The sequence below is a fragment of the Streptomyces sp. SAT1 genome (assembly GCF_001654495.1).
GTDB classification, from domain to species: Bacteria; Actinomycetota; Actinomycetes; order Streptomycetales; family Streptomycetaceae; genus Streptomyces; species Streptomyces andamanensis.
Map to the genome: position 1 here is coordinate 4077526 of NZ_CP015849.1, position 22691 is coordinate 4100216.

At 74.0% G+C, this 22691-nt stretch carries 19 protein-coding genes; 9 read left to right on the forward strand and 10 right to left on the reverse strand.

Annotated features, from left to right (window positions below):
- Window positions 1-72: 72 nt before the first annotated feature.
- The 5 genes from cseC to A8713_RS17590 all read right to left on the reverse strand — a co-directional run bounded on the left by cseC (window position 73) and on the right by A8713_RS17590 (window position 5094).
- Window positions 73-1422 (reverse strand): two-component system sensor histidine kinase CseC, encoded by a 1350-nt coding sequence (gene cseC / locus A8713_RS17570; RefSeq protein WP_064534431.1) that lies wholly within the window; start codon window positions 1420-1422, stop codon window positions 73-75.
- Between the two features lie 11 nt (window positions 1423-1433).
- The gene (cseB, locus tag A8713_RS17575; RefSeq protein ID WP_064534432.1) at window positions 1434-2135 is read right to left on the reverse strand and encodes a two-component system response regulator CseB; all 702 of its coding nucleotides are present in this window, start codon (window positions 2133-2135) and stop codon (window positions 1434-1436) included.
- 304 nt (window positions 2136-2439) lie between these two features.
- Window positions 2440-3141 carry a hypothetical protein gene (locus A8713_RS17580; RefSeq protein WP_079159024.1) on the reverse strand — a complete coding sequence of 234 codons (702 nt, stop codon included), beginning with the start codon at window positions 3139-3141 and terminating at the stop codon, window positions 2440-2442.
- The gene (locus tag A8713_RS17585; RefSeq protein ID WP_018568846.1) at window positions 3129-3668 is read right to left on the reverse strand and encodes a SigE family RNA polymerase sigma factor; all 540 of its coding nucleotides are present in this window, start codon (window positions 3666-3668) and stop codon (window positions 3129-3131) included. Before A8713_RS17585 ends, A8713_RS17580 begins: the two co-directional genes overlap by 13 nt.
- A gap of 370 nt (window positions 3669-4038) precedes the next feature.
- Window positions 4039-5094: an A/G-specific adenine glycosylase gene (locus A8713_RS17590; protein WP_064534434.1), complete on the reverse strand. Its 1056-nt coding sequence runs from the start codon at window positions 5092-5094 to the stop codon at window positions 4039-4041.
- 202 nt (window positions 5095-5296) lie between these two features.
- Here A8713_RS17590 and A8713_RS17595 point away from each other — a divergent pair, with 202 nt between their 5' ends.
- Window positions 5297-6115: a hypothetical protein gene (locus A8713_RS17595; RefSeq protein ID WP_079159025.1), complete on the forward strand. Its 819-nt coding sequence runs from the start codon at window positions 5297-5299 to the stop codon at window positions 6113-6115.
- A gap of 46 nt (window positions 6116-6161) precedes the next feature.
- Here the strand turns inward: A8713_RS17595 and disA are convergent, their stop codons facing one another.
- Both disA and radA read right to left on the reverse strand, forming a co-directional pair.
- On the reverse strand, window positions 6162-7286 hold the full coding sequence (gene disA, locus A8713_RS17600; protein ID WP_026252689.1) for a DNA integrity scanning diadenylate cyclase DisA: 1125 nt from the start codon (window positions 7284-7286) through the stop codon (window positions 6162-6164).
- 92 nt (window positions 7287-7378) lie between these two features.
- Entirely contained in the window at window positions 7379-8788 is a 1410-nt protein-coding gene (gene radA, locus A8713_RS17605; protein ID WP_064534435.1) for a DNA repair protein RadA, read from the reverse strand.
- A 197-nt stretch (window positions 8789-8985) separates the two neighbouring features.
- On the opposite strand from radA, the gene A8713_RS17610 reads away from it, so the two are divergent.
- Window positions 8986-10731, forward strand: coding sequence for a BACON domain-containing protein (locus A8713_RS17610; protein WP_064534436.1), 1746 nt, complete (start codon window positions 8986-8988; stop codon window positions 10729-10731).
- Between the two features lie 123 nt (window positions 10732-10854).
- On the opposite strand, the gene A8713_RS17615 is transcribed toward A8713_RS17610, so the two are convergent.
- A complete protein-coding gene (locus A8713_RS17615; RefSeq protein ID WP_064534437.1) occupies window positions 10855-11652 on the reverse strand; it encodes a hypothetical protein in 798 nt (265 codons plus the stop codon).
- A gap of 155 nt (window positions 11653-11807) precedes the next feature.
- On the opposite strand from A8713_RS17615, the gene A8713_RS17620 reads away from it, so the two are divergent.
- The 3 genes from A8713_RS17620 to ilvD all read left to right on the forward strand — a co-directional run bounded on the left by A8713_RS17620 (window position 11808) and on the right by ilvD (window position 15698).
- The gene (locus A8713_RS17620; RefSeq protein WP_064534438.1) at window positions 11808-12740 is read left to right on the forward strand and encodes a Ppx/GppA phosphatase family protein; all 933 of its coding nucleotides are present in this window, start codon (window positions 11808-11810) and stop codon (window positions 12738-12740) included.
- Window positions 12741-12837: 97 nt separating this feature from the next.
- Entirely contained in the window at window positions 12838-13662 is an 825-nt protein-coding gene (locus A8713_RS17625) for a sugar phosphate isomerase/epimerase family protein (RefSeq protein ID WP_064534439.1), read from the forward strand.
- Between the two features lie 182 nt (window positions 13663-13844).
- Window positions 13845-15698, forward strand: coding sequence for a dihydroxy-acid dehydratase (gene ilvD / locus A8713_RS17630; RefSeq protein WP_064534440.1), 1854 nt, complete (start codon window positions 13845-13847; stop codon window positions 15696-15698).
- Between the two features lie 100 nt (window positions 15699-15798).
- Here the strand turns inward: ilvD and A8713_RS17635 are convergent, their stop codons facing one another.
- The gene (locus tag A8713_RS17635) at window positions 15799-18021 is read right to left on the reverse strand and encodes a serine/threonine-protein kinase (protein WP_064534441.1); all 2223 of its coding nucleotides are present in this window, start codon (window positions 18019-18021) and stop codon (window positions 15799-15801) included.
- Between the two features lie 185 nt (window positions 18022-18206).
- On the opposite strand from A8713_RS17635, the gene A8713_RS17640 reads away from it, so the two are divergent.
- The 4 genes from A8713_RS17640 to proC all read left to right on the forward strand — a co-directional run bounded on the left by A8713_RS17640 (window position 18207) and on the right by proC (window position 20950).
- Entirely contained in the window at window positions 18207-18548 is a 342-nt protein-coding gene (locus A8713_RS17640) for an SH3 domain-containing protein (RefSeq protein WP_064534442.1), read from the forward strand.
- A 43-nt stretch (window positions 18549-18591) separates the two neighbouring features.
- Entirely contained in the window at window positions 18592-19110 is a 519-nt protein-coding gene (locus A8713_RS17645; RefSeq protein ID WP_064534443.1) for a hypothetical protein, read from the forward strand.
- Window positions 19111-19252: 142 nt separating this feature from the next.
- A complete protein-coding gene (locus tag A8713_RS17650) occupies window positions 19253-20044 on the forward strand; it encodes a class I SAM-dependent methyltransferase (RefSeq protein WP_064534444.1) in 792 nt (263 codons plus the stop codon).
- 96 nt (window positions 20045-20140) lie between these two features.
- The gene (gene proC / locus A8713_RS17655; protein WP_064534445.1) at window positions 20141-20950 is read left to right on the forward strand and encodes a pyrroline-5-carboxylate reductase; all 810 of its coding nucleotides are present in this window, start codon (window positions 20141-20143) and stop codon (window positions 20948-20950) included.
- A gap of 25 nt (window positions 20951-20975) precedes the next feature.
- Here proC and trpS read toward each other — a convergent pair whose 3' ends face one another.
- Window positions 20976-21971, reverse strand: coding sequence for a tryptophan--tRNA ligase (gene trpS / locus A8713_RS17660; protein WP_064534446.1), 996 nt, complete (start codon window positions 21969-21971; stop codon window positions 20976-20978).
- Window positions 21972-22691: the final 720 nt, after the last annotated feature.

Sequence of the window (22691 nt, forward strand, 5' to 3'; positions counted from 1 at the left end):
CGCCGCCGCCCGCACCGCACGAAGGCCCCCCGGCCGTCGCCGGGGGGCCTTCGCCGCGTGGGGACCGGTGGGTCACTCCGGCAGGGTCGGGTAGCTGCCCGTGTTGGTCGGCGCGTGTTCCGGGAGCCACAGGACGGCGACCGCGCCCTCGGCCGGTACGTGCTCGGGGGCGCCCGCGGGCCGTACGTTGCGGAAGGTGAGCCGGGCGCCCAGCACTCGGGCCTGCCCGGCGGCGATGGTGAGACCGAGGCCGTGGCCGCGCCCGGCGCGGTCCGCGCTGCCGGTGCGGAACCGGCTCGGGCCCTCGGCGAGCAGCGCCTCGGGGAAGCCGGGACCGTGGTCGCGGACCCGGATGACCCGGCCCTCGACGGTCACCTGGATCGGCGGCCTGCCGTGCCGGGAGGCGTTGGTGATCAGGTTGAACAGCACCCGCTCCAGGCGCCGCGGATCGGTGGTGACCATCGACTCGTGCACCACCCGCACCTCGACGTCCGGGTCCTTGGCCGCCACCCGGCGGGCGATGAACTCGCCGAGCATGATGTCCTGGAGCTCGGCCCGCTCCGAGGCGCCGTCCAGCCGGGCCACCTCCAGGACGTCCTCGACCAGCGTGCGCATGGCCTTCGCCCGGTCCAGGACCAGTTCGGTGGGGCGTCCGGGCGGCAGCAGCTCGGCCGCCGTCAGCAGCCCGGTCACCGGGGTGCGCAGCTCGTGCGCGATGTCCGCGGTGACCCGCCGCTCCGCCTCCAGCCGCTGCTGGAGGGCGTCCGCCATGGCGTCCACCGCGCGCGCGAGATCGTCGGTCTCGTCCCGTACGACACCGCCGATGGCGTCCCGGACCCGGACGTCCGGCTCGCCGTTGGCGACCTGGTTCGCCGCGGTGGCCGCCTTGCGCAGCCGGCGCGAGAGCTGGGCGCCGATGAGCACGCCCAGCGCGCTGCCGCCGAGGACGACCGCGATCGAGCCGATGACCAGGGCCTGGTCGAGGTCCCGGAGGATGTTCGCGCTGCGGTCGGTGAAGTGGGTGTGCACGGACAGCACATGGCCGCCCTTGATCGGCATGGCCGCCCAGATGTCCGGCACCCCGCCCCGGTGGTCGGAGACATAGGTGGCCCGGCGGCCCTCCCGGACCTTCTGCTGGAGCGCGGGCGGCAGCATCGGGTCGTCGAGCTTGATGATCGTGGAGGTCGGCCGGTGCCCGGGGCGCTCGTAGAGCGGCTGGGCGTACACGAGCCGCGAGTCGGCGAGGTCGCGCGCGTTGTCCAGCATGGACACCCGCGCGGCGTTGTGCACGACCAGGCTCAGCGCGACGGCGATCAGCGCGCCGACCAGCGCGATGGCCGCGCTCAGCTTCCAGCGCAGACCGGTACGGATCTTCGTGTGCTCCAGGCGCCCGGGAAGCCGGCGCCGCGTGTTCCCCCGCATGTCCGCCCCGCTCAGGCCTTCAGCTTGTAGCCGAAGCCGCGGACCGTCTCGATGCGGTCCTGGCCGATCTTGGTGCGCAGCCGCTGCACATGGACGTCGACGACCCGGGTGTCACCGCCCCAGCCGTAGTCCCACACGCGTTCCAGGAGCTTGTCCCGCGACAGCACGGTGCCCGGCGCGGAGGAGAACTCCAGGAGCAGCCGCATCTCGGTGGGGGTGAGGCCCACCGGCAGCCCGGCCCGGCGCACCTCCATGCCCTCGGTGTCGATCTCCAGGTCCCCGAAGGTCAGCACCGCGCCGTCCACCCCGGCCGCGTCCGCCTCGGCGCGGTCGCCGCCGGCGTGCCCGAAGCGGCGCAGCACCGCGCGGATCCGGGCGACCAGGACGGCGCCGTCGAACGGCTTGGTCACGTAGTCGTCGGCGCCCGCCTCCAGACCGAGGACGACGTCGATGGAGTCGGCGCGCGCCGACAGCATGATCACCGGCACCGTGGACTCGTCGCGGATGCGGCGGCACAGGCTGACGCCGTCGAGGCCGGGGACCATGACGTCCAGCAGCGCGATGTCGGGCCGCCGCGCCCGGAACGCCTCCAGGCCGGACAGTCCGTCGGGCATCGCCGTGACCGCGAAGCCGTCCCGCTCCAGGGCGAGCTGGGTGGCCTCGCGGATGACATCGTCGTCCTCGACGAACAGGACATGGGTCTGGTCTGCCATCCCGGTGCTCTCAGTCCTCTGTGCTTCAGGCGCGTCCACGGGGGTGGGCGCGCCGGACGGGTGGTGCGTTCAGCGGTGCCGTGCCCGCCGGTGCCGTGCCGGTCCCGCGGGGAGCGGGTCCGTGCGGCGCCTACCCGGTCGGTGCTGTGTTCATGGGGTCCGCCCGATCCGCCCGGTCCGCCCGGCCCGCCGGGCGCCGCCGACGGGCCGGGCCCGCCGGGGCACCGCGTTCACGGGGTGTTCGGACCGGGAGGCCCGATCGGTTCACGCCGCCGACGGGCCGTCGCGACCGGTGCCGCCGGTGCTACGGCTCGGCCGGTTCCGGTTCCGGCTCCGAGGGCGGCGTCGCCTTCGCGCCCCCGCCGACGGTCTTGCTGTACTCGTTGCGGGTGCTGAACGCCTTCGTGAACCCGCTGCCGGACCAGCGGTAGGTGATGACGTCCTCGCCCGAGGGGTTCGAGACCGGGTCGCCGCGCTCGTAGACCTGCTTGGTCACGACGAGGTCTCCGCGGTCGATCTCGGCGTAGACCGGCGGTTCCTCGGCCGAGAACACGTTCTCGTAGCCCTCGCCCTGCTTGCGCTCACGGTACACATAGGCACCGAGCCCGACCGCGTCCCCGCAGGTCAGCACGTTGACCACGATGTCCTCGACGGAGGTGCCGGTCAGCTTGCCGTACGACACGTCGACAGGGTACTCGTCGGCGACGCACGGCTTGAGGCCGTTCTTGACGGCGGGCGAGACCTTCGGGTCGTCCTTGATCAGCCGGACCGCGTCCACCGCGCGCGGGGTCTCGCTCGGGCTGGGCGTGGGCGCGGCCGGGGTGCCCGCCACCGAAGGGGCGTCGGCGGGTCCCTCGTCGCGGGCGCCGGTGCCGCCGGTGCCGCAGGCGGACACCAAAAGCCCGAGGGCGGTGAACACGGCCACCGCCGTACTCACCGCCTGGAAGGTCCCTGGGGCCCCGGTGGGCTCAGGGCCGGTACCAGCCCCGCCGGTCAGGCCGCGCAACGCTCCCGCTCCTCACGCTCCAGCGCGCGTGCGTCCAGATCGCGGGCCTCCAGCTCCTCGCGGAGCCGGGCGAGCGCCCTGTGCAGCGTGCTCTTGACCGTTCCCGCTGACATGCCGAGTGCCGCGGCGGTCTCTTCGGTGGACATCTGCTCCCAGTGTCGCAGCACCACGACACTGCGCTGCTTCGGAGCGAGAACTTTCATGATGTCCATCAGCAGCGCGCGGTCGGCGTGCTGCTCGGTGGCGTCCTCGACGGAGGCGTCCGGCAGCTGCTCGGTGGGAACCTCCTCCAGCTTGCGCGCCCGCCACCACTCGGTCCGCGTGTTGATCATGACGCGACGCAGATAGGCGTCCGCGAGCCGCTTGTCGGCGATGCCGTCCCAGCGGCCGTACGTCCGCACCAGCGCGGTCTGGAGCAGGTCCTGGGCGTCGACCGGGTCCGGCACCAGCCGGCGTGCGCTGCGCAGCAGCGCGTCCTGCCGGGTACGCACGTACTCCTCGAACTCGAGCACCTCACCCTGCGCCATGATCAACCGCCTCCGCTCCCCGTTTCCCGGCCTGTTTCCCGCCGGACCCCGAGCCTGTGATGCGGGCGGGCTGTGGTCGGCAGCCGCCCGGTGCCTGTCGGGCACGCAGATGAAGCTACGGAGGGGTTGTCACGGCGTTGTCCGAAGCAGCCTGCGGAAAGCGCGCGGCTGTACGTCGGTTGTGTAACGGACGACGTAACGGGGTAAAGAAGCGGGCCGGTTGGCGTGAATATGGGGTGATTTGCCCCCCAGATCGGCGCGCGGGTCTGTGACACAGAGACCCGCGGCGCCCCCTGAGGCTGTGACGCGGCTGTGAGGTGACGGCCCGTCAGGAGGAGTCCGTCAGGAGAGGTCCGCCAGGTGAGGTCCGTCAGGTGAGCGGCAGCCGGTACAGGCCGCCCGCCAGGGGCTCGACCAGTCCGTCCGCGACGAGCCCGTCCAGGGCTCGCGCCCGCTGCACCGGTTCGTGCCACACCCGGTCCAGTGCCGCCTGCGGCACCGGCGTGCGGGCCTCGCGCAGCACGGCGAGCAGCTTGCCGCGCACCTGCCGGTCCGTCCCGGCGTACGTCTGGCCCCGGCGCGGCGGCCCCTCGTGCTCCGGCTTGCCCGCCTGCCGCCAGGCGCAGTGCGCGGCGATCGGACAGCGGTGGCACGACTCGTTCTTCGCCGTGCACACCAGCGCGCCCAGTTCCATGGAGGCGGCGGCCCAGCGGGCGGCGGTGCGCTCGTCCTCGGGCAGCAGGGTGCGGGCCAGCCGCCGTTCGGCGGCGGTGGTGGCGTTCGGCGGGTAGCGCACCCCGGTGACGGCGCGGGCCAGCACCCGGCGGACGTTGGTGTCCAGCACGGCGTGCCGCTGTCCGTACGCGAAGGAGGCGACCGCCGCCGCCGTGTACTCGCCGATGCCGGGCAGCGCCAGCAACTGCGCGTGCTCGGCGGGTACGTCGCCGCCGTGCCGTTCCGTTATGGCGACCGCGGCGCCGTGCAGGCGCAGCGCGCGGCGCGGGTAGCCGAGCCGGCCCCAGGCGCGCACCGCCTCGCCGGGCGCCTCCTTGGCGAGGTCGGCGGGGCGCGGCCAGCGCTCCAGCCACTGCTCGTAGACGGGCAGCACCCGGCTCACCGGGGTCTGCTGGAGCATGAACTCGCTGACCATCACGCCCCAGGCGCCGGCGTCGGCGCGCCGCCAGGGCAGGTCGCGGGCATTGCCCTCGAACCAGGTGATGACCTGGGTGTGCAGGGTCTCGCCGAGCGGGGCGCCGACGGGCGAGGAGACCGCGGCGGAGGACTCGGGGCCGGTCTCGGGACCGGCCGCGGAGACGGTCCCGGCGGCGGGGGCGGCCGTGGTCTCGGTCGGGGTTTCGGTCGGGGTCTCGGAAGCGGGGGCCGGGGCGGAGGGGGTGCTGTGTGGGGGCAGTGTGGGCGCAGTCATGTCGCCTTCGATCCTGCCACGCGGGGGCGCACGGGCGGGTGAACCGGCGCGGACCGTTTCGTCACCGTGCGTCTTCGCGCGGTCACCGGGCCCGCAAGGCGGGCCTGCGGGGCGGGCGTTGTTGAAATGATGATCCGGAAAAGTTGCGTCCGGCGCGGCGGGTGGGTCGGGGGAAGCGCGGGATCTCTCGTAGGGTTGGGGCGTGGGATCTCTGCGCAATCCGGTCGGGCCGCTTCCCTCCTCCATCTACTGGCGACGGAGGGTCGTCCTGGTGTCCGTGGCCGCCCTGTTGGCCCTGCTGGTCATCTGGATCGTCACCTCGGGCGGCGGAGGCGGGGGCCACAAGGACGCCGGGGGCGCGGCCAACGGCAAGAACCCCACCCCCTCGGCCATCGAGCCGGGACCGTCCCAGTCCGGACCCGCGATCAGCCAACACCCCGGCGGACGCGACGAGTCCGGCGGCGGTGACTCCGGCGGGAGCGGCGCCTCGGCGGGCGGCAGCGGCGGCGCGGGCGCGGGAGGCTCCGGCGCGGGCACGTCCGCGGGCGACGACGGCAAGGGCGGCTCCACGGGCGGCGGCGGTGCGGGCGCGGTGCTGCCCGCCGGGAGCACGCTGCCCGACTGCACCGCCTCCGCGGTGAGGCTGAGCCTGCGCAGTGTGCGCAACTCCTACGGGCCCACCGAGACACCCGCCTTCGAGCTGATCGCGAAGAACACCTCCGGCAGCGACTGCAAGGTCGATCTCGGCCCGAGGACAGCGGTCCTGACGGTCAGCCAGGCCGGTGGCGACGGCGGCTACTGGTCCTCGGCCGACTGCCCGAAGACCGCCGGCAGCCTGCTGTACCGGGTGCCGGCCGGCAGCGGCATCACCTCGACCGTGCGCTGGGACCGCAGGCCGAGCGCCCCGCAGTGCGCGACCCCGCCCTCCGGCTCCGCCGCCCTCGGCAAGACGTATCTGGTGGAGGCGAAGGTGCCGGGCTACGGCAAGCTCCAGACGTCGTTCGTGCTGTCGGCGGACTGAGCCGGGCGACCGGCCCGCTCCGGCAGGGGAGCTTCTGGGACAGGTCCTAGACGTACCGCTCCAGGATCGACGACTCCGCCAGCCGCGACAGCCCCTCGCGGACGCTGCGGGCGCGGGCCTCGCCCACGCCGTCCACCGTCTGGAGGTCGTCGACGCTCGCGGCGAGCAGCTTCTGGAGGCCGCCGAAGTGCTCGACCAGGCGGTCGATGATGGCGCCGGGCAGCCGGGGGACCTTGGCCAGCAGCCGGAAGCCGCGCGGGGAGACCGCCGAGTCCAGGGTCTCGGGCGAACCGGTGTAGCCGAGGGCGCGGGCGACGGTGGACATCTCCAGCAGCTCCGCGTGCGAGAGCTTGTCCAGCTCGGCGAGGGCCTCCTCGACCGTACGGGAGCGCTTGGCCGTGGGCTCGGGCACATAGTCCCGGACGACCAGCTCGCGCTCGGGCTCCACGCCCGCGATCAGCTCGTCGAGCTGGAGCGCCAGCAGTCGGCCGTCGGTGCCCAGCTCCACCACGTACTCGGCGATCTCGGTGGCGATGCGGCGGACCATCTCCAGGCGCTGCGCGACCGCGGAGACGTCCCGGACCGTGACCAGGTCCTCGATCTCCAGCGCCGACAGGGTGCCCGCGACCTCGTCCAGGCGCAGCTTGTAGCGCTCCAGCGTGGCCAGGGCCTGGTTGGCGCGGGAGAGGATCGCCGCCGAGTCCTCCAGGACGCGGCGCTGGCCGTCGACGTACAGGGCGATCAGGCGCATCGACTGGGAGACCGAGACCACCGGGAAGCCGACCTGCTTGCTGACCCGGTCCGCCGTGCGGTGCCGGGTGCCGGTCTCCTCGGTGGGGATCGTCGGGTCCGGGACGAGCTGCACGCCCGCCCGCAGGATCTTCGACAGGTCCGAGGACAGCACGATGCCGCCGTCCAGCTTGCACAGCTCCCGCAGCCGGGTCGCCGTGAACTCGACGTCCAGCACGAAACCGCCCGTGCACATCGTCTCCACGGTCTTGTCGGAGCCGAGCACGATCAGACCGCCGGTGTTGCCGCGCAGGACCCGCTCGAGTCCGTCCCGCAGCGCCGTGCCGGGTGCCACGGCGCTCAGTGAGGCGCGCATCAGGCCATCGGCGCCGGAGCTCCCACCGGACTTTCCGGGAGCTGCTGCCCGGTCGTTGGCTGCCACTGCACTCCTCCGGTCGCAGGTCTTCGGGCGCCCCCGCCGCCGCACTCGGTGCGTACGTCGTGCCGGACGGGCGGGCGGGACCAGCGCAAAGTCTACCGGCGGTCCTCCGGCTCCCGCGGGGCCTCTCGGCGACGCGAGCGCGGCAGGACCCGCAGCGCGTCCCCCATGTCGGCCACTTCGAGGACCTTCATCCCGGGCGGCACCTTGCCCGGATCGCCCGGTACGAGCGCGTGCGTGAATCCCAGGCGGTGCGCCTCGGAGAGCCGGCGCTGCACGCCCGTGACCCGTCTGACCTCGCCCGCGAGGCCCACCTCGCCGATCGCGACCAGGTTCTTCGGCAGCGGGGTGTCGCTCGCGGCCGAGGCCAGCGCGAGCGCGATGGCGAGGTCGGCGGCGGGCTCGGACAGCTTCACGCCGCCGACCGTCGCCGAGTAGATGTCCCGCTTGCCCAGCGCGCTGATCCTCCCGCGCTGCTCCAGCACGGCCAGCATCATCGACACCCGGGAGGTCTCCAGGCCCGACGTGGTGCGCCGCGGGGAGGGGATCTGGGAGTCCACGGTGAGCGCCTGGACCTCGGCGACCAGCGGGCGGCGGCCCTCCAGGGTGACGGTCAGGCAGGTGCCTGGCACCGGCTCGGCACGGCGGGTCAGGAACAGTCCGCTGGGATCGGCGAGGCCGGTGATGCCCTCGTCGTGCAGCTCGAAGCAGCCGACCTCGTCGGTGGCGCCGTAGCGGTTCTTGACGCCGCGGACCAGGCGCAGGCGCGCGTGCCGGTCGCCCTCGAAGTGCAGCACCACGTCCACCAGGTGCTCCAGCAGGCGCGGGCCGGCGATCGCGCCGTCCTTGGTGACATGGCCGACCAGCAGGGTGGACATGCCGCGCTCCTTGGAGGCGCGGATCAGCGCCCCGGCCACCTCGCGGACCTGCGCCATGCCGCCGGGGGCGCCGTCGATCTCCGGGGAGGCCACCGTCTGCACCGAGTCCATGATCAGCAGCGAGGGCTTCACCGCGTCCAGGTGCCCCAGGACGGCGGCCAGATCGGTCTCGGCGGCCAGGTAGAGATGGTCGTCCAGGGCGCCGATGCGGTCGGCGCGCAGCCGCACCTGGCTCGCCGACTCCTCGCCCGTGACGTACAGCGTGCGGTGCTCGTCGCTCGCCGCCTTGGCGGCCACGTCCAGCAGCAGCGTGGACTTGCCGACGCCGGGCTCACCGGCGAGCAGGACCACGGCGCCGGGCACGAGACCCCCGCCCAGCACCCGGTCCAGCTCGGGCACGCCGGTGGTGCGGGCCGTCGCCTGCCGCCCGTCGACCTGGCCGATGGGCAGGGCGGAGGTGGTGACCCGGCCCGGCGAGGTCGTACGCACCGCGGGCGTGCCGTACTCCTCGACCGTGCCCCACGCCTGGCACTCGGGGCAGCGGCCGAGCCACTTCGCCGTCTGCCAGCCGCACTCGGTGCAGCGGTAGGACGGACGGTCCTTGGTGGTCTTCGTACGGGCAGCCATGCGTAAGACCGTAGCCGCAGCCACTGACAGCGCGGGCGTCCGCACGGCCACCGGCTCGAACGGCATCGAACACACGCGCCCGAAGGGAGGAGCCACCGGTGCCCGTCCCCGTATGAGGGATCGTTTCACCCGTACGGATTAAAAGTGCGCAACAGGGAAGAACGGACGAACCTCCGCCGCCTACGGTCGCACAGGTGATGAGCAGCAGTCCGGAGACCTCGACCCGTACGAGCCGTACGACCGGTGAGCACCGGGCGGACCGCGAGGCGCGCGAGGCGCGCGACCGCGCTGCCGCGCGCACCCTGGCGCAGCACCCGCCCGCCGCCTACGACCCCCACCTCGACGGCCTGTTCACCTACTGCCTGTCCGTGCTGTGCGACCACGACGCGGCGACCGCCGCGCTGGGGGACGCGCTGGCCTTCGCCGAGCGGCGCGCGCCGCGCCTGCCGCAGGATCCGGCCGAGTACCGGGCGTGGCTGTACGCGCTGGCCCGCTGGGCCTGTCTGCGCGAGCTGGCCGAGGCCCGGCTCAGACGCCGGGCGGGCCATGCCGCGGGCCGCCCCGGCGGGTCCCGGCACCGCCCCGGGCCGGGCGCGGCGGTGCCCGTCCCGGCGGACGTCCAGGAGCAGCGGCGCCGCGAACTGGCCCTGCTGGCCTGGCCGGAGGCGGCCGGCACCACCCCCGAGCAGCGCGAGGCGCTGGAGCTGGCCGTGCGCCACCACCTGAGCGGCCACGAGACCGCCGCCGTGCTCGGTCTGAGCACCGCCGCCGCCCGCGAACTGCTCGCCGCCGCGGCCTGCGAGGTGGAGCGCACCCGCGCGGCGCTCGCCGTCGCCGAGGCCGGCGGCTGCCCCGGTGTCGCCGCGCTCACCGGCGACGGCAGGCTCGTCCTCGGCACCGCCCTGCGCCGCGAACTCGTCCGGCACGTCGACGACTGCCCGCGCTGCCGCCGCACCGCCGAGCGCGCGCACCCCGCGCGCTGGCCCGGCGCCAGCGTCACCCCGGCCGCGCTGCCCGTGCTGGCCGCGCCCCGTACGGCCCTGGGCCTGGCCATGGCGCACCACTCGCGCGCGCGGGGCGCCGCGCCGCGCCTGGACCGGCGCGGATTCCCGATGGACCCCAAGGACCGCGCGGCCCGCAGGGAGCGCCTGCGCGCGCGTGCGGTCACGACGACGGTCGTCGCCACCGTGGTGGCCGCGCCGGTGCTGGCCCTGTGGGCGGCCTACCGGGGCACCCCGACCGGCGAGGGCCGGGACGGTCCGTCCGCCACCGCGCGCGAGGGGCACGACTCAGGTGCCCTGGCCGGGGAGGACACCGGCGGCTACGAGAACACCGGCAGCGCCCGGACGCGCCCCGGCGGGCCGTCCGGCGGCGCGGGGCCCGACGTCTCGGTGGAGGTGCTGGGCGACACGGGCGCGGGCGACGCCCAGGGCGCGAACGGCGCGCTGACCGTGACCGCCGCCTCGGGCCCCGCCGACACGACCCTCGTCACGCTCACCGCCTCCGGCCCGGAGCCGGTCCGCTGGATCGTGTCCACGCAGGCGTCCTGGCTGTACTTCAGCCGCTCCTCGGGGACGCTGGAGCCGGGCGCGTCGATCACGGTCAAGGTGTACGTCGACCATCTGCGCGAGCCCTCCGGGCCCTGGAACGCGCGCGTGGAGATCACCCCGGCGGGAGCGGTGGTCTTCATCTCCGGCCACGGCCGGGCCCCGAGCCCCACCGTCCCCCGGCCGACCCGTACCGCGGGCCCGGCACCGGGCGACGGTTCGCACAGCCCCACACCGGATCCCACGGGCACAGCGGACCCCTCGGGCCCGCCCACGACGGATCCGCCCTCGTCGGGCCCCTCCACCCCGCCGCCCACCGGATCGTCCCCGTCCGACCCGGGCGACTCGCCCGCGCCCACCGGCGGCGACGGCACACCGGGCCCCAAGGGCGGCTGAGCACCACAAGGGCGACGGATCTCCGGAAGGGACCCGCCCCGGCCGGGTCCGTTCCGGTCCCGTCCCGGCTCAGTCCTGTCCTGTCCCGCTCCTGTCCCGGCCCCGCCCCAGCCCCGCCCCGGCTCAGTCCCGGCGGTCCGCCGGGTGCGCGGCCAGCAGCGGCAGCCGCGAGGCGAGCCGCTCCTCGCACAGCTCGACCAGCCGGTCGTAGCCCGCCTTGCCCATCAGCTCGGTCAGCTCGGCCCGGTAGGAGACGTAGACGGGGTCGCCCGCGCCGTGCGCCGACGTCGCCGAGGTGCACCACCAGTGCAGGTCGTGGCCGCCCGGACCCCAGCCCCTGCGGTCGTACTCGCCGATCGACACCTGGAGCACGCGTGTGTCGTCCGGGCGGTCGACCCACTCGAAGGTCCGCCGGACCGGCAGCTGCCAGCACACGTCCGGCTTGGTCTCCAGCGGCTCACGGCCCTCCCGGAGCGCCAGGATGTGCAGCGAGCAGCCCATGCCGCCGGAGAATCCGGGCCGGTTCTGGAAGATGCACGAGCCCTGGAAGGGACGGGTCTGCCGAGAGCCCTCCTCGTCCTCGGACACCCAGCCGTTCTCCGTGCCCTCGGCGTGGTTCTGCCAGATGTCCGGGGTGAGCCGGGCCACGTGCCCGGCGACCCGCTGCTCGTCCTCCTCGTCGGAGAAGTGCGCGCCCAGCGTGCAGCAGCCGTCCTCGGCGCGGCCCTCCTGGATGCCCTGGCAGCCGCTGCCGAAGATGCAGTTCCAGCGGGAGGTCAGCCAGGTCAGATCGCAGCGGAAGACCTGCTCGTCGTCCGCCGGGTCCGGGAACTCCACCCACGCGCGCGCGAAGTCGAGCCCTTTCTCGTCCGGCTGCGGGCCCGCCGGGGCTCCGGTCTTCGCCTTTTTCGTCTTTGGCACGCGTCCAGGGTAAGTCGCCCGGCCCCGCACCCGGGGCCGCCGCGTCCGGGCACCCGGAGCCGCCGCGCCCGGCCCGCGCCCGGTGCGCTCCGGGAGGTGCCGGGAATCCGGGTCAGGGCCGGACCACGCGCCCGGTGGCAGTAGCGTTTCCGTACATGAGACTCGGTGTCCTCGACGTGGGTTCGAACACGGTGCATCTGCTGGTGGTCGACGCGCACCCGGGCGCGCGCCCGCTGCCCGCGTACTCGCACAAGGTGGAGCTGCGCCTGGCCCAGCTGCTCGACGAGGGCGGCGCGATCGGGGCCGAGGGCGTGGAGCGGCTGGTGGCCGTGGTCAGGGACGCGCTCCAGGCCGCCGAGGACAAGGGCGTGGAGGACCTGCTGCCGTTCGCGACGTCGGCGGTGCGCGAGTCGAACAACGCCGACGACGTCCTCGCGCGCGTGCAGGCCGAGACGGGCGTACGGCTCCAGGTGCTCAGCGGCGCCGAGGAGGCCCGGCTCACCTTCCTCGCCGCCCGCCGCTGGTTCGGCTGGTCGGCGGGCAAGCTGCTGGTCCTGGACATCGGCGGCGGCTCCCTGGAGATCGCCTTCGGCATCGACGAGGAACCCGACGCCGCCGTCTCGCTGCCGCTCGGCGCGGGCCGGCTCACCGCCGGCTGGCTGCCCGGCGACCCGCCGGACCCGGAGGCCGTCAGGGCGCTGCGCCGCCATGTCCGTACGGAGATAGCGCGGACGGTCGGCGAGTTCAGCCGCTTCGGCGCCCCGGACCATGTGGTCGCCACCTCCAAGACGTTCCGGCAGCTGGCCCGGATCGCCGGGGCCGCCCGCTCCGCCGAGGGCCTGTACGTGCAGCGCGAGCTGAAGCGCGAGTCCCTGGAGGCATGGGTGCCGCGGCTGGCCGCGATGACGGCCGGTGAGCGCGCCGAGCTGCCGGGCGTCTCCGAGGACCGCGCGGGCCAGCTGCTCGCCGGTGCCCTGGTCGCCGAGGGTGTGATGGACCTCTTCGGCGTGGAGCGGCTGGAGATCTGCCCCTGGGCCCTGCGCGAGGGAGTCATCCTGCGGCGCCTGGACCACATGGGAACGGCGTAGCCGTACCCGCGGGGCGTACGCGGGCGGGGAGTGAGACCGGCCACGACGGGCGGGCGCAGGCCCTGGAGCGCCCCCGGCACCCCGTAACCTGTCCCTCGTGGTGGAACCCGTCGTGCGCATCCCGGATGCGAAGGTCGCCCTGTCGACGGCCTCCGTGTACCCGGAGTCGACGGCGACGGCCTTCGAGATCGCCGCGCGCCTCGGCTACGACGGCGTCGAGGTCATGGTGTGGACCGACCCGGTCAGCCAGGACATCGACGCGCTGCGCCGCCTCAGCGACCACCACGGCATACCGATCCTGGCCGTGCACGCCCCCTGTCTGCTGATCACCCAGCGGGTGTGGTCCACCGACCCCTGGGTCAAGCTCCAGCGCGCCCGGTCGGCGGCCGAGCGGCTCGGGGCGAGCACCGTCGTCGTACACCCGCCGTTCCGCTGGCAGCGCCAGTACGCCCGTGGCTTCGTCTCGGGGATCTGGCGGATGGCGGACGAGACGGACGTGCGCTTCGCGGTGGAGAACATGTACCCCTGGCGCTACCGCGACCGCGAGATGCTCGCCTACGCGCCCGACTGGGACGTCACCAAGGACGACTACCGCCACTTCACGATCGACCTCAGCCACGCGGCGACGGCCCGCACCGACGCCCTCGCCATGGTGGACCGCATGGGCGACCGCCTCGGCCACGTCCATCTCGCCGACGGCAGGGGTTCGGCCAAGGACGAGCACCTGGTGCCGGGCCGCGGCGGACAGCCCTGCGCCGCGCTGCTGGAACGCCTCGCCGGCTCCGGCTTCGACGGCCATGTGGTCATCGAGGTCAACACCCGCCGCGCGATGTCCGGCGCCGAACGTGAGGCCGACCTCGCCGAGGCCCTGGCCTTCACCCGCCTGCACCTGGCCTCGTCGGCACGCCTGCGCGGGCGCTGACGGCTCCCGCGCCGCACCCCCGGCCGGGCACCGGCCCGAGACGGCCGTCCCGTATTCCGGACAGGGCGTCCCGGCCCGTGGATGACCGGCGTACGCTCGACGGAGTCAGAACTCTGCCCGCCGCAGGCATCCGGACGCACCGGCGCCACCAGCGGCAGAACCCTTTGAAGGAGCGAGCGACGATGCCCGAGCTGAGGTCCCGCACAGTCACCCACGGCCGCAACATGGCGGGCGCCCGCGCCCTTATGCGCGCCTCCGGTGTACCCGGTGCGGACATCGGCCGGAAGCCGATCATCGCCATCGCCAACAGCTTCACCGAGTTCGTGCCCGGCCACACCCACCTGGCCCCGGTCGGCCGGATCGTCAGCGAGGCGGTCCGCGAGGCCGGCGGCATCCCGCGTGAGTTCAACACCATCGCCGTCGACGACGGCATCGCCATGGGTCACGGCGGCATGCTGTACTCGCTGCCCTCGCGCGACCTGATCGCCGACAGCGTCGAGTACATGGTCGAGGCGCACTGCGCGGACGCCCTGGTCTGCATCTCCAACTGCGACAAGATCACCCCGGGCATGCTGATGGCCGCGCTGCGGCTGAACATCCCGACGGTCTTCGTCTCCGGCGGCCCCATGGAGGCCGGCCGCGCCACGCTGGTCGACGGCACCGTGCGCACCCTCGACCTGATCGACGCCATCGCCGACGCCGCCAACGACAAGATCTCCGACGAGGACATCCTCCGTATCGAGGAGAACGCCTGTCCGACCTGCGGCAGCTGTTCCGGCATGTTCACCGCCAACTCGATGAACTGCCTGACCGAGGCCATCGGCCTCTCCCTGCCGGGCAACGGCTCGGTCCTGGCCACCCACACCGCCCGCCGCGCCCTGTACGAGGACGCCGCCCGCACGGTCATGGACATCACCCGCCGCTACTACGACCAGGACGACGAGACGGTCCTGCCGCGCAACGTCGCCACCTTCGCGGCCTTCGAGAACGCCATGGCCCTCGACATCGCCATGGGCGGCTCCACCAACACGATCCTGCACCTGCTGGCCGCCGCCCAGGAGGCGGGCGTCGAGTTCGGCCTGGAGCAGATCGACGCCGTCTCCCGCCGCGTCCCCTGCCTGGCCAAGGTCGCCCCGAACGTCGCCAAGGACCGCACGTACTACATGGAGGACGTGCACCGCGCCGGCGGCATCCCCGCCCTGCTCGGCGAGCTGCACCGGGCCGGACTGCTCAACGAGGACGTGCACGCCGTGCACAGCCCCTCCCTGGCGGACTGGCTCAAGACCTGGGACGTGCGCGGCGGCTCGCCCTCGCCCGAGGCCGTCGAGCTGTGGCACGCGGCGCCCGGCTGCGTCCGTTCCGCCGAGGCGTTCTCCCAGTCCGAGCGCTGGGAGGCGCTGGACACCGACGCCGAGGGCGGCTGCATCCGCTCCGCCGAACACGCCTACTCCAAGGACGGCGGCCTCGCGGTCCTGCGCGGCAACCTCGCCGTGGACGGCTGCGTGGTCAAGACCGCGGGCGTCGACGAGTCGATCTGGACCTTCGAGGGCCCGGCCGTCGTCTGCGAGTCGCAGGAGGAGGCCGTCGAGAAGATCCTCACCCAGCGGGTCACGGCCGGTGACGTCGTCGTCATCCGCTACGAGGGCCCCAAGGGCGGCCCCGGCATGCAGGAGATGCTCTACCCGACCTCGTACCTGAAGGGCCGCGGTCTGGGCAAGGCCTGCGCGCTGATCACCGACGGCCGCTTCTCCGGCGGCACCTCCGGCCTGTCCATCGGGCACGCCTCCCCCGAGGCGGCCTCCGGCGGCACCATCGCGCTGGTCGAGGACGGCGACCGCATCCGCATCGACATCCCCGGCCGCTCCATCGAGCTCCTGGTGGACGACGCGGAGCTGGCCCGCCGCGAGCAGGCACTCGGCGGGGCGTACGCCCCGAGGAACCGCGACCGCAAGGTGACGGCCGCCCTGCGCGCCTACGCCGCGATGGCCACCAGCGCCGACAAGGGCGCCGTCCGGGACGTCTCGAAGCTCGGCTGACCCGCGGAACACACCGAGGGGCCGTCCCGTCCGGGGCGGCCCCTCGCGCCTGCCGCCGGGAGGCCGCGCGCCGTCGGCGGACCTCCGGGGCGTACGTACGTCACCAGGCGGACGGATCCCGCGCGTCCACCGCGAAGACCGTGCCGTCCGGCGCGCCCCCGCACACATGCCCGGCCACCGGCACCGGATCCGGGACCGAGGAGGCCACCCGGTCCCCGCCCGCGCCGAGCCGTGCCGGTGTCTGGCCGACCAGCGCGCCGCTGCGCGCGTCCACGGCCAGCAGCCGCCCGTCCGCCGACAGCACGTACACGTGCCGCGCGTCCGCGACCGGCGCCGAACCCCGGCTCACCGACGTCTCCAGGGACCACAGCTGCCGCCCGGCCGCCAGATCGACGGCCACCAGCGAACCTCCCGCGGACAGCAGCTGGACCACGTTCCCGCGCACCGTGGCGTGCGCCTGCTGGAGCGGGACCGACAGCGCCACCTCGCGGGTCGTGCCCGGACCGGGGGAGTAGCGGACCACCGCGCGCGTGTCGCCGTAGACCCCGTCGACCGACTGGAGGAACAGGGACGCGCCCGAGGAGCCGAACGGCCGCAGTGTCCCCGCGAGCCGCGCCTGCCAGCGCACGGCGCCCGTACGGGGGTCGACCGCCGTCACCCGGGTGCCCTTCCCGCCGTCGCCAGGACCCGTCGCGTACGCCAGCGGATCCCCGGCGAACGAGGTGAAGTACGGCAGGCCGAGGCCGGGCACCCGCCTGCTCCACCGGGTCGCGCCGGAACCGGCGTCCACCCCGGTCACCGTGCCGTCCGCGGCGGTCAGCAGCAGCATGTCCCCCGCGAACCGCATCCCCCGGTACGCCGACGCGTCCCGCTGCCAGCGCACCTCGCCCGTGGCCGGGTCCAGCGCCCGCAGCACCCCGTCCCGGCCGGCCGGCGCCACCACCAGACCGCCCGCCGCCACCGGAGCGCCGGTGACCGGCGCGGCCGCGGCCGGGCGCCGCCACAGCACCGAGCCGTCCGCCGGGGCGAGCGCGAACACCAGCCCCGGCTCCGCGCACACCACCCGCCCGGCCGCGGACACGCAGTGCGGCACGCCGCCGCCCTGCGCCACCGGCCGCGCCTGCCACCCGGCGAACGCCGCCGAGGCGGTGCGCGGCGCGTCGTCCCGGTGCGCGGCCTCCCCGCCGCCGCCCAGCAGCTCCACCGCCGTCAGCGCGGAGCCCACGACCAGGACGCACACCCCCGCCGCCAGCGCCAGCCGCCTGCCCAGCCGCCTGCCCATCCACCGGCCCGGCCCCCGTCCGGCGCGCCGCACCGGCTTCCCGGCGGCGCCGTCCGCGGGCTCGGGCCCGGCCGGATCCGCCGTCGGCGCGGGGTCCGGCGCGAGGTCCGGTGTGGAATCCGTTGCTGGTTCCGGTTCTGGTTCCGGCTCCGGCCCGGCGGCACCCTGCGCGCCCGCCCGCTGCCCCGGCACGAACAACTGCGTGTCGTACGAGGCCGCCACCGACCGCAGCTCGCGCATCAGCTCGTCCGGGGTCGGCCGGTCCTCCGGCTCCTTGGCCAGGCAGCGCCGGACCAGCGGGGCCAGATCCTCCGGCACACCGGTCAGATCCGGCTCGTCGTGCACCACCTGGTACGCCACCACGTACGGGCTGTCGGAGTCGAAGGGACCGCGGCCCGTCGCCGCGTGCACCAGCACCGACCCGAGCGTGAAGATGTCGGCGGCCGGTCCCACCTCGCGCGGGCGCCGGAACTGCTCGGGCGCCATGAACGGCGGCGTACCGATCAGCTTGCCGGTCTCGGTCCGCAGTTCGCTGTCCTTGGGGCGCGAGATACCGAAGTCGATGACCTTCGGGCCGTCCTCGGCGAGCAGCACGTTGCTCGGCTTGAGATCGCGGTGCACGACCCCCACCCGGTGGATGTCACGCAGCGCCTCGGCGAGCCCGGCCGTCAGCCTGCGCAACCGTGCCGGAGCCATCGGTCCGTTCCGCTTGACCTCCTCGGCGAGCGTGGGGCCCGGGATGAACAAGGTCGCCATCCAGGGCCGCCCGGCCTCCGGATCGGCATCCACGACCGATGCGGTGAAGGCACCGCTGACCCGGCGGGCCGCCGCCACCTCCTGCCGGAAACGCCCCCTGAACTCCGGATCCCGGGCGAACTCCGCGTGCACCACCTTCACCGCGAGCCGCAGCCCCGAGGTGCTCCGGGCCAGGTGCACCACCCCCATGCCACCGGAGCCCAGGCGCGCTTCGAGCCGATAGTGCCCGGCATATTCCGGAAGTTCCGCTTCCGCGCCCGCTCCGATGTTGCGCTGTGGCGACATGGACCACCCCCGTGCTGTTCGTCCGCGCGCGCGACGCACCGACCCTAGTCGATGACTCGAACGGGACTGAGGCGGCTTGCTAGCGTTCGCGTGCGAGTCGCGCACACCTGTCCCACCGCGCGGCCCAGGGGAACGAACACCTCCGCGGCGGTCATGCCGCGGGGCACGACGGGGGAGGTCCTTTCATGACGGTCGACCATGCCGAGGAGACGGCCGGCGGCACCGGCACAGCCGCGGGCGGCGAGAAGGAGCAGCAGGTCGCGGCCCACGCCGCCGCCCTGCGCTACTACTCCGTCGCACCCGGCGTCGCCCTGAACGTCCGCAGCGGCCCCGGCACCGGATACCCGGTCGTACGCACCCTGCCGGTCGGCGCCAAGGTCCCGGTGCACTGCCAGTCGCCCGGCACCAAGGTCTCGGGCCCGTACGGGACGTCGAGCATCTGGGACAACATCGACAACGGCGAGTTCGTCTCCGACGCCTACATCTACACCGGCGCCGACGGCTACATCGCCCCGCGCTGCTCCTGAGCCCGCCCGGAGCCCGCGGCCCCCGGGGCGCCATAATCGTGGCGTGAGCGACGAGAACGGCACCCCGGACACCCCCGCGGGCCCCACGGCCACCGGCACCGCCGGGCCGCGCCCCGAGCCCCTGCGCTTCTTCGGCACGACCTGGGTGCGGCACGACAACGGCTACGCGCTGCGCCGCGCCGGGGTCGCCGCCGGTTCGCTGCTGGCGGCGGCAGCGGCCTGCTTCGTGCTCCGCCTCGCCTACGAGGGCATCCAGATCGCGGACTCGGGCGCCTTCGTCAGCCTGCTGGTCGTCATCATGTTCGCCGTGTGCAGCGCGCTCGCCTTCGGCCACACCTGGGGCGGCTTCAGCACCCGTCCCGACCCCGAGCGCCAGTCCTCCCTGCGCGGCCTGCTCGCCGTCGGCTTCGTCGGCTCCCTCCTCGCGTACTTCTTCCGCTCCCTGACCGAGGCCCCCGGCGAGGGCCTGCACCGCAAGGAGTACGAGCAGGCCCGCGAGCAGTACGAACGCCGCAGCACCCGGCGCACGGGCAACCCCTCGAAGAAGAAGCGCCGCGGCTGACCGGCGGCGCCCGCCCGCCGCGCCTCCGCGGCCCCCGCCACCCGCCCGGCCCGCACGGTCCCTGCCAGAGAGGGCGCACGCCCCGCGCAAACCGCCGGGAAAATCCCGCCCGCCCGGCGACCGCCTGGACGACCATGGGTCCATGACCGTCTCCCCGCCGCCCGCCCCGGACCCCGCCGCCCACGCCGTCCGCGCACGCTCCTTCGACGCGGCCGCCGCCCAGTACGCGGCCAACCGCCCCTCCTACCCGCCGGCCCTGTTCGACACCGTCGAGGAACTCGCGGGCCGCCCGCTCGCCGGTGCCCGTGTCGCCGACGTCGGCGCCGGTACGGGCATCTCGACGGCCCTGCTGCACGAGCGCGGCGCCCAGGTCCTGGCCGTCGAACCCGGTGACGGCATGGCCGCCCAGTTCCGCGCCGGCCACCCCGGCATCCCGATCGTGCGCGGCAACGGCAACGCCCTGCCGCTGGCCGACGCCTCGGCCGACCTGATCACCTACGCCCAGGCCTGGCACTGGACCGACCCGGCCCGCTCGGTCCCCGAAGCGCTGCGCGTCCTGCGCCCCGGCGGCTCCCTCGCCCTGTGGTGGAACACCGACGCCCTCGACATCGACTGGATAGCGGAGGCGAGCCGCCGGACCGGACGCTTCTTCGGCGTCGACATCCCCGCCGAGAAACAGCGCGCCGCCCGCACCGAACTGGCCGACCCCACCGGCCGCCTCCGCCTCACCCGCCGCACGGTGCGCTGGAGCCGTCGGATCCCGCTCGACACCCACCTGGCCAACATCGGCAGCCACTCGTTCTTCCTCGTCTGCCCCGAGGACCGCCGCGCCGACTTCTTCGCCCAGGAGCGCGCCCATCTGCTGGAGGTCTTCCCGGACGGCATCGTCGAGGAGACCTACGACGTCCTCCTCCTGGTCGCCACCAACGACTGACCCGCCCGCGCGCCCGGCCGCACCGCCGCCCGCGGGCATGTCCCGCCAGCCGGACAACACCCCGCATCCCGGACCGCCGGTGCGAGGATGAGCCCCATGAGCCAGAAAGTCGCAGTCCTCGGCACCGGCAAGATCGGCGAAGCCCTGCTCAGCGGAATGATCCGGGCCGGCTGGGCGCCCGCCGACCTCCTGGTCACCGCCCGCCGGCCCGAGCGCGCCGAGGAACTCCGCGCCCGCCACGGCGTCACCCCGGTCACCAACGCCGAGGCGGCGAAGACCGCCGACACCCTGATCCTCACGGTCAAGCCGCAGGACATGGGCACCCTGCTCGACGAGCTCGCCCCGCACCTGCCCGCGGGCCGGCTGGTCATCAGCGGCGCGGCCGGGATCCCCACCTCCTTCTTCGAGGAGCGGCTGACCCCGGGCACCCCGGTCGTGCGCGTCATGACGAACACCCCGGCCCTGGTGGACGAGGCCATGTCCGTCATCTCCGCCGGCACGCACGCCACCGCCGGGCACCTCAGCCACGCCGAGGAGATCTTCGGCGCCGTCGGCAAGACGCTCCGCGTCCCCGAGTCGCAGCAGGACGCCTGCACCGCGCTCTCCGGTTCGGGCCCGGCGTACTTCTTCTACCTGGTCGAGGCCATGACCGACGCGGGCATCCTGCTCGGCCTGCCCCGCGACAAGGCGCACGAGCTGATCGTGCAGTCCGCCATCGGCGCGGCCGTGATGCTCCGCGACAGCGGCGAGCACCCCGTGAAACTCCGCGAGAACGTCACCTCGCCGGCCGGGACGACGATCAACGCCATCCGCGAGCTGGAGAACCACGGGGTGCGCGCCGCGCTGATCGCCGCGCTGGAGGCCGCCCGCGACCGCAGCCGCGAACTGGCCTCCGGCAACAGCTGACCCGCCGCCCGCCGCGTGCCCGCCGTCAGGCGGGCAGCAGCCCGATGGCCCGGTACGCCGCGTCGACCGTCGGCCGCGCCATCGTCCGGGCCTTGTCCGCGCCCGCCCGCAGCACCTGCTCCAGGTACCCGGGGTCGGCGCACAGCTCCCGGTGCCGCTCCTGCACCGGCCTGAGGGTCTCCACCACGGCCTCCGCTGTGTCCTTCTTCAGCGCGCCGTACGACGAGTACGCCGCGGCCAGGGCCTCCGGGTCCCCGCCCGCGCAGGCGGCCAGGATCTCCAGCAGGTTGGTGACGCCGGGCCGCGCCGCGCGGTCGTGGACGACGTCCTGCCCGCTGTCGGTCACCGCGCGCATGACCTTCTTCCGTACGACCTCCGGCTCGTCCAGCAGATAGACGATGCCCGGCCCGGTGTCGTCGGACTTCCCCATCTTCGACGTCGGGTCCTGGAGGTTCATCACCCGCGCCGCCACCTTCGGCGGAGTCGCCTTCGGCACCGTGAACGTCTGCCCGTACCGGTGGTTGAACCGCACCGCCAGGTCCCGGGCCAGCTCCACGTGCTGCGTCTGGTCCTCGCCGACCGGCACCTCGTCCGTGTCGTACGCGAGGATGTCCGCCGCCATCAGCGCGGGATACGTCAGCAGGGACAGCCGGACGCTGCCGCCGCGCACCTGCTCGCGCGCGGACTTCTCCTTGTACTGGATCATCCGGCGCATCTCGCCGTCGGTGGCCACACACTCCAGCAGGTAGGACAGCCGGGCGTGCTCGTCCACATGGCTCTGCACGAACACCGTGCACCGCTCGGGATCGAGGCCGGCCGCCAGCAGCAGCGTCGCGGCCTGCCTGCTGAGTCTGCGCACCCGGGCGGGGTCGTGGTCCACGGTCAGGGCGTGCAGGTCCACCACGCAGAACAGGGAGTCCGCCCGGTGCTGGTCGGTCTCGGCCCACTGCCGCAGGGCGCCCAGGTAGTTCCCGAGCGTCAGGTGCCCGGTCGGCTTGACCCCGCTGAAGACCCTTGTCATCTCTGTTCCCTCTCCGGTGGAGGCCGCCGTCCCTGCGGGCCGGCCCCCGGAGTCCTGGAGGGGAAACGAGAACGGCCGCCGAGGCGGCGGCCGTTGTCTGCGTACGTGAGCAGGGCCGCCGTCAGGCGGACCACCACTGCTGGTTGTACGTACGCGTCGTCATGCCCGTCAGCGTACGCCTCCGCCGCCCGCCCCAGCCATGGTTGACACGCCGCCCGGGGATCCGTAAGGTACTTCGAGTTGTCCGACGTGAGAGCCGACTCCGGTCGGTCCCCGGGCAGCCACTCCGCAGGTACTCATCACTACACGGCGACAGTCGTTTTACGTCTGTCTGGCGTCGTGCATTGCCATGTGTATTCACGGAATGAGGAATCCGCGTTCACGAGAACGCAGGCCCCCGATTCGCTCGGGAGCACGGAATCCGCTAAAGTCTCACTCGTCGGAACGGCCCAACGGCCGGGAAGACGGACCCCGCTGACTGGGGGTCAGGTCGAGAAAAGATCTGATAGAGTCGGAACCGCCGGAAAGGGAAACGCGGAAGCGGGAACCTGGAAAGCACCGAGGAAATCGGATCGGAAAAAGATCTGATAGAGTCGGAAACGCAAGACCGAAGGGAAGCGCCCGGAGGAAAGCCCGAGAGGGTGAGTACAAAGGAAGCGTCCGTTCCTTGAGAACTCAACAGCGTGCCAAAAGTCAACGCCAGATATGTTGATACCCCGT

Coding starts and splice junctions, on each gene's coding strand:
- cseC (WP_064534431.1), bottom strand. CDS start 1,422: ATGCGGGGGAACACGCGGCGCCGGCTTCCCGGGCGCCTGGAGCACACG.
- cseB (WP_064534432.1), bottom strand. CDS start 2,135: ATGGCAGACCAGACCCATGTCCTGTTCGTCGAGGACGACGATGTCATC.
- A8713_RS17585 (WP_018568846.1), bottom strand. CDS start 3,668: ATGGCGCAGGGTGAGGTGCTCGAGTTCGAGGAGTACGTGCGTACCCGG.
- A8713_RS17590 (WP_064534434.1), bottom strand. CDS start 5,094: ATGACTGCGCCCACACTGCCCCCACACAGCACCCCCTCCGCCCCGGCC.
- radA (WP_064534435.1), bottom strand. CDS start 8,788: ATGGCTGCCCGTACGAAGACCACCAAGGACCGTCCGTCCTACCGCTGC.
- A8713_RS17610 (WP_064534436.1), top strand. CDS start 8,986: ATGAGCAGCAGTCCGGAGACCTCGACCCGTACGAGCCGTACGACCGGT.
- A8713_RS17620 (WP_064534438.1), top strand. CDS start 11,808: ATGAGACTCGGTGTCCTCGACGTGGGTTCGAACACGGTGCATCTGCTG.
- ilvD (WP_064534440.1), top strand. CDS start 13,845: ATGCCCGAGCTGAGGTCCCGCACAGTCACCCACGGCCGCAACATGGCG.
- A8713_RS17635 (WP_064534441.1), bottom strand. CDS start 18,021: ATGTCGCCACAGCGCAACATCGGAGCGGGCGCGGAAGCGGAACTTCCG.
- A8713_RS17640 (WP_064534442.1), top strand. CDS start 18,207: ATGACGGTCGACCATGCCGAGGAGACGGCCGGCGGCACCGGCACAGCC.
- A8713_RS17650 (WP_064534444.1), top strand. CDS start 19,253: ATGACCGTCTCCCCGCCGCCCGCCCCGGACCCCGCCGCCCACGCCGTC.
- proC (WP_064534445.1), top strand. CDS start 20,141: ATGAGCCAGAAAGTCGCAGTCCTCGGCACCGGCAAGATCGGCGAAGCC.
- trpS (WP_064534446.1), bottom strand. CDS start 21,971: ATGACAAGGGTCTTCAGCGGGGTCAAGCCGACCGGGCACCTGACGCTC.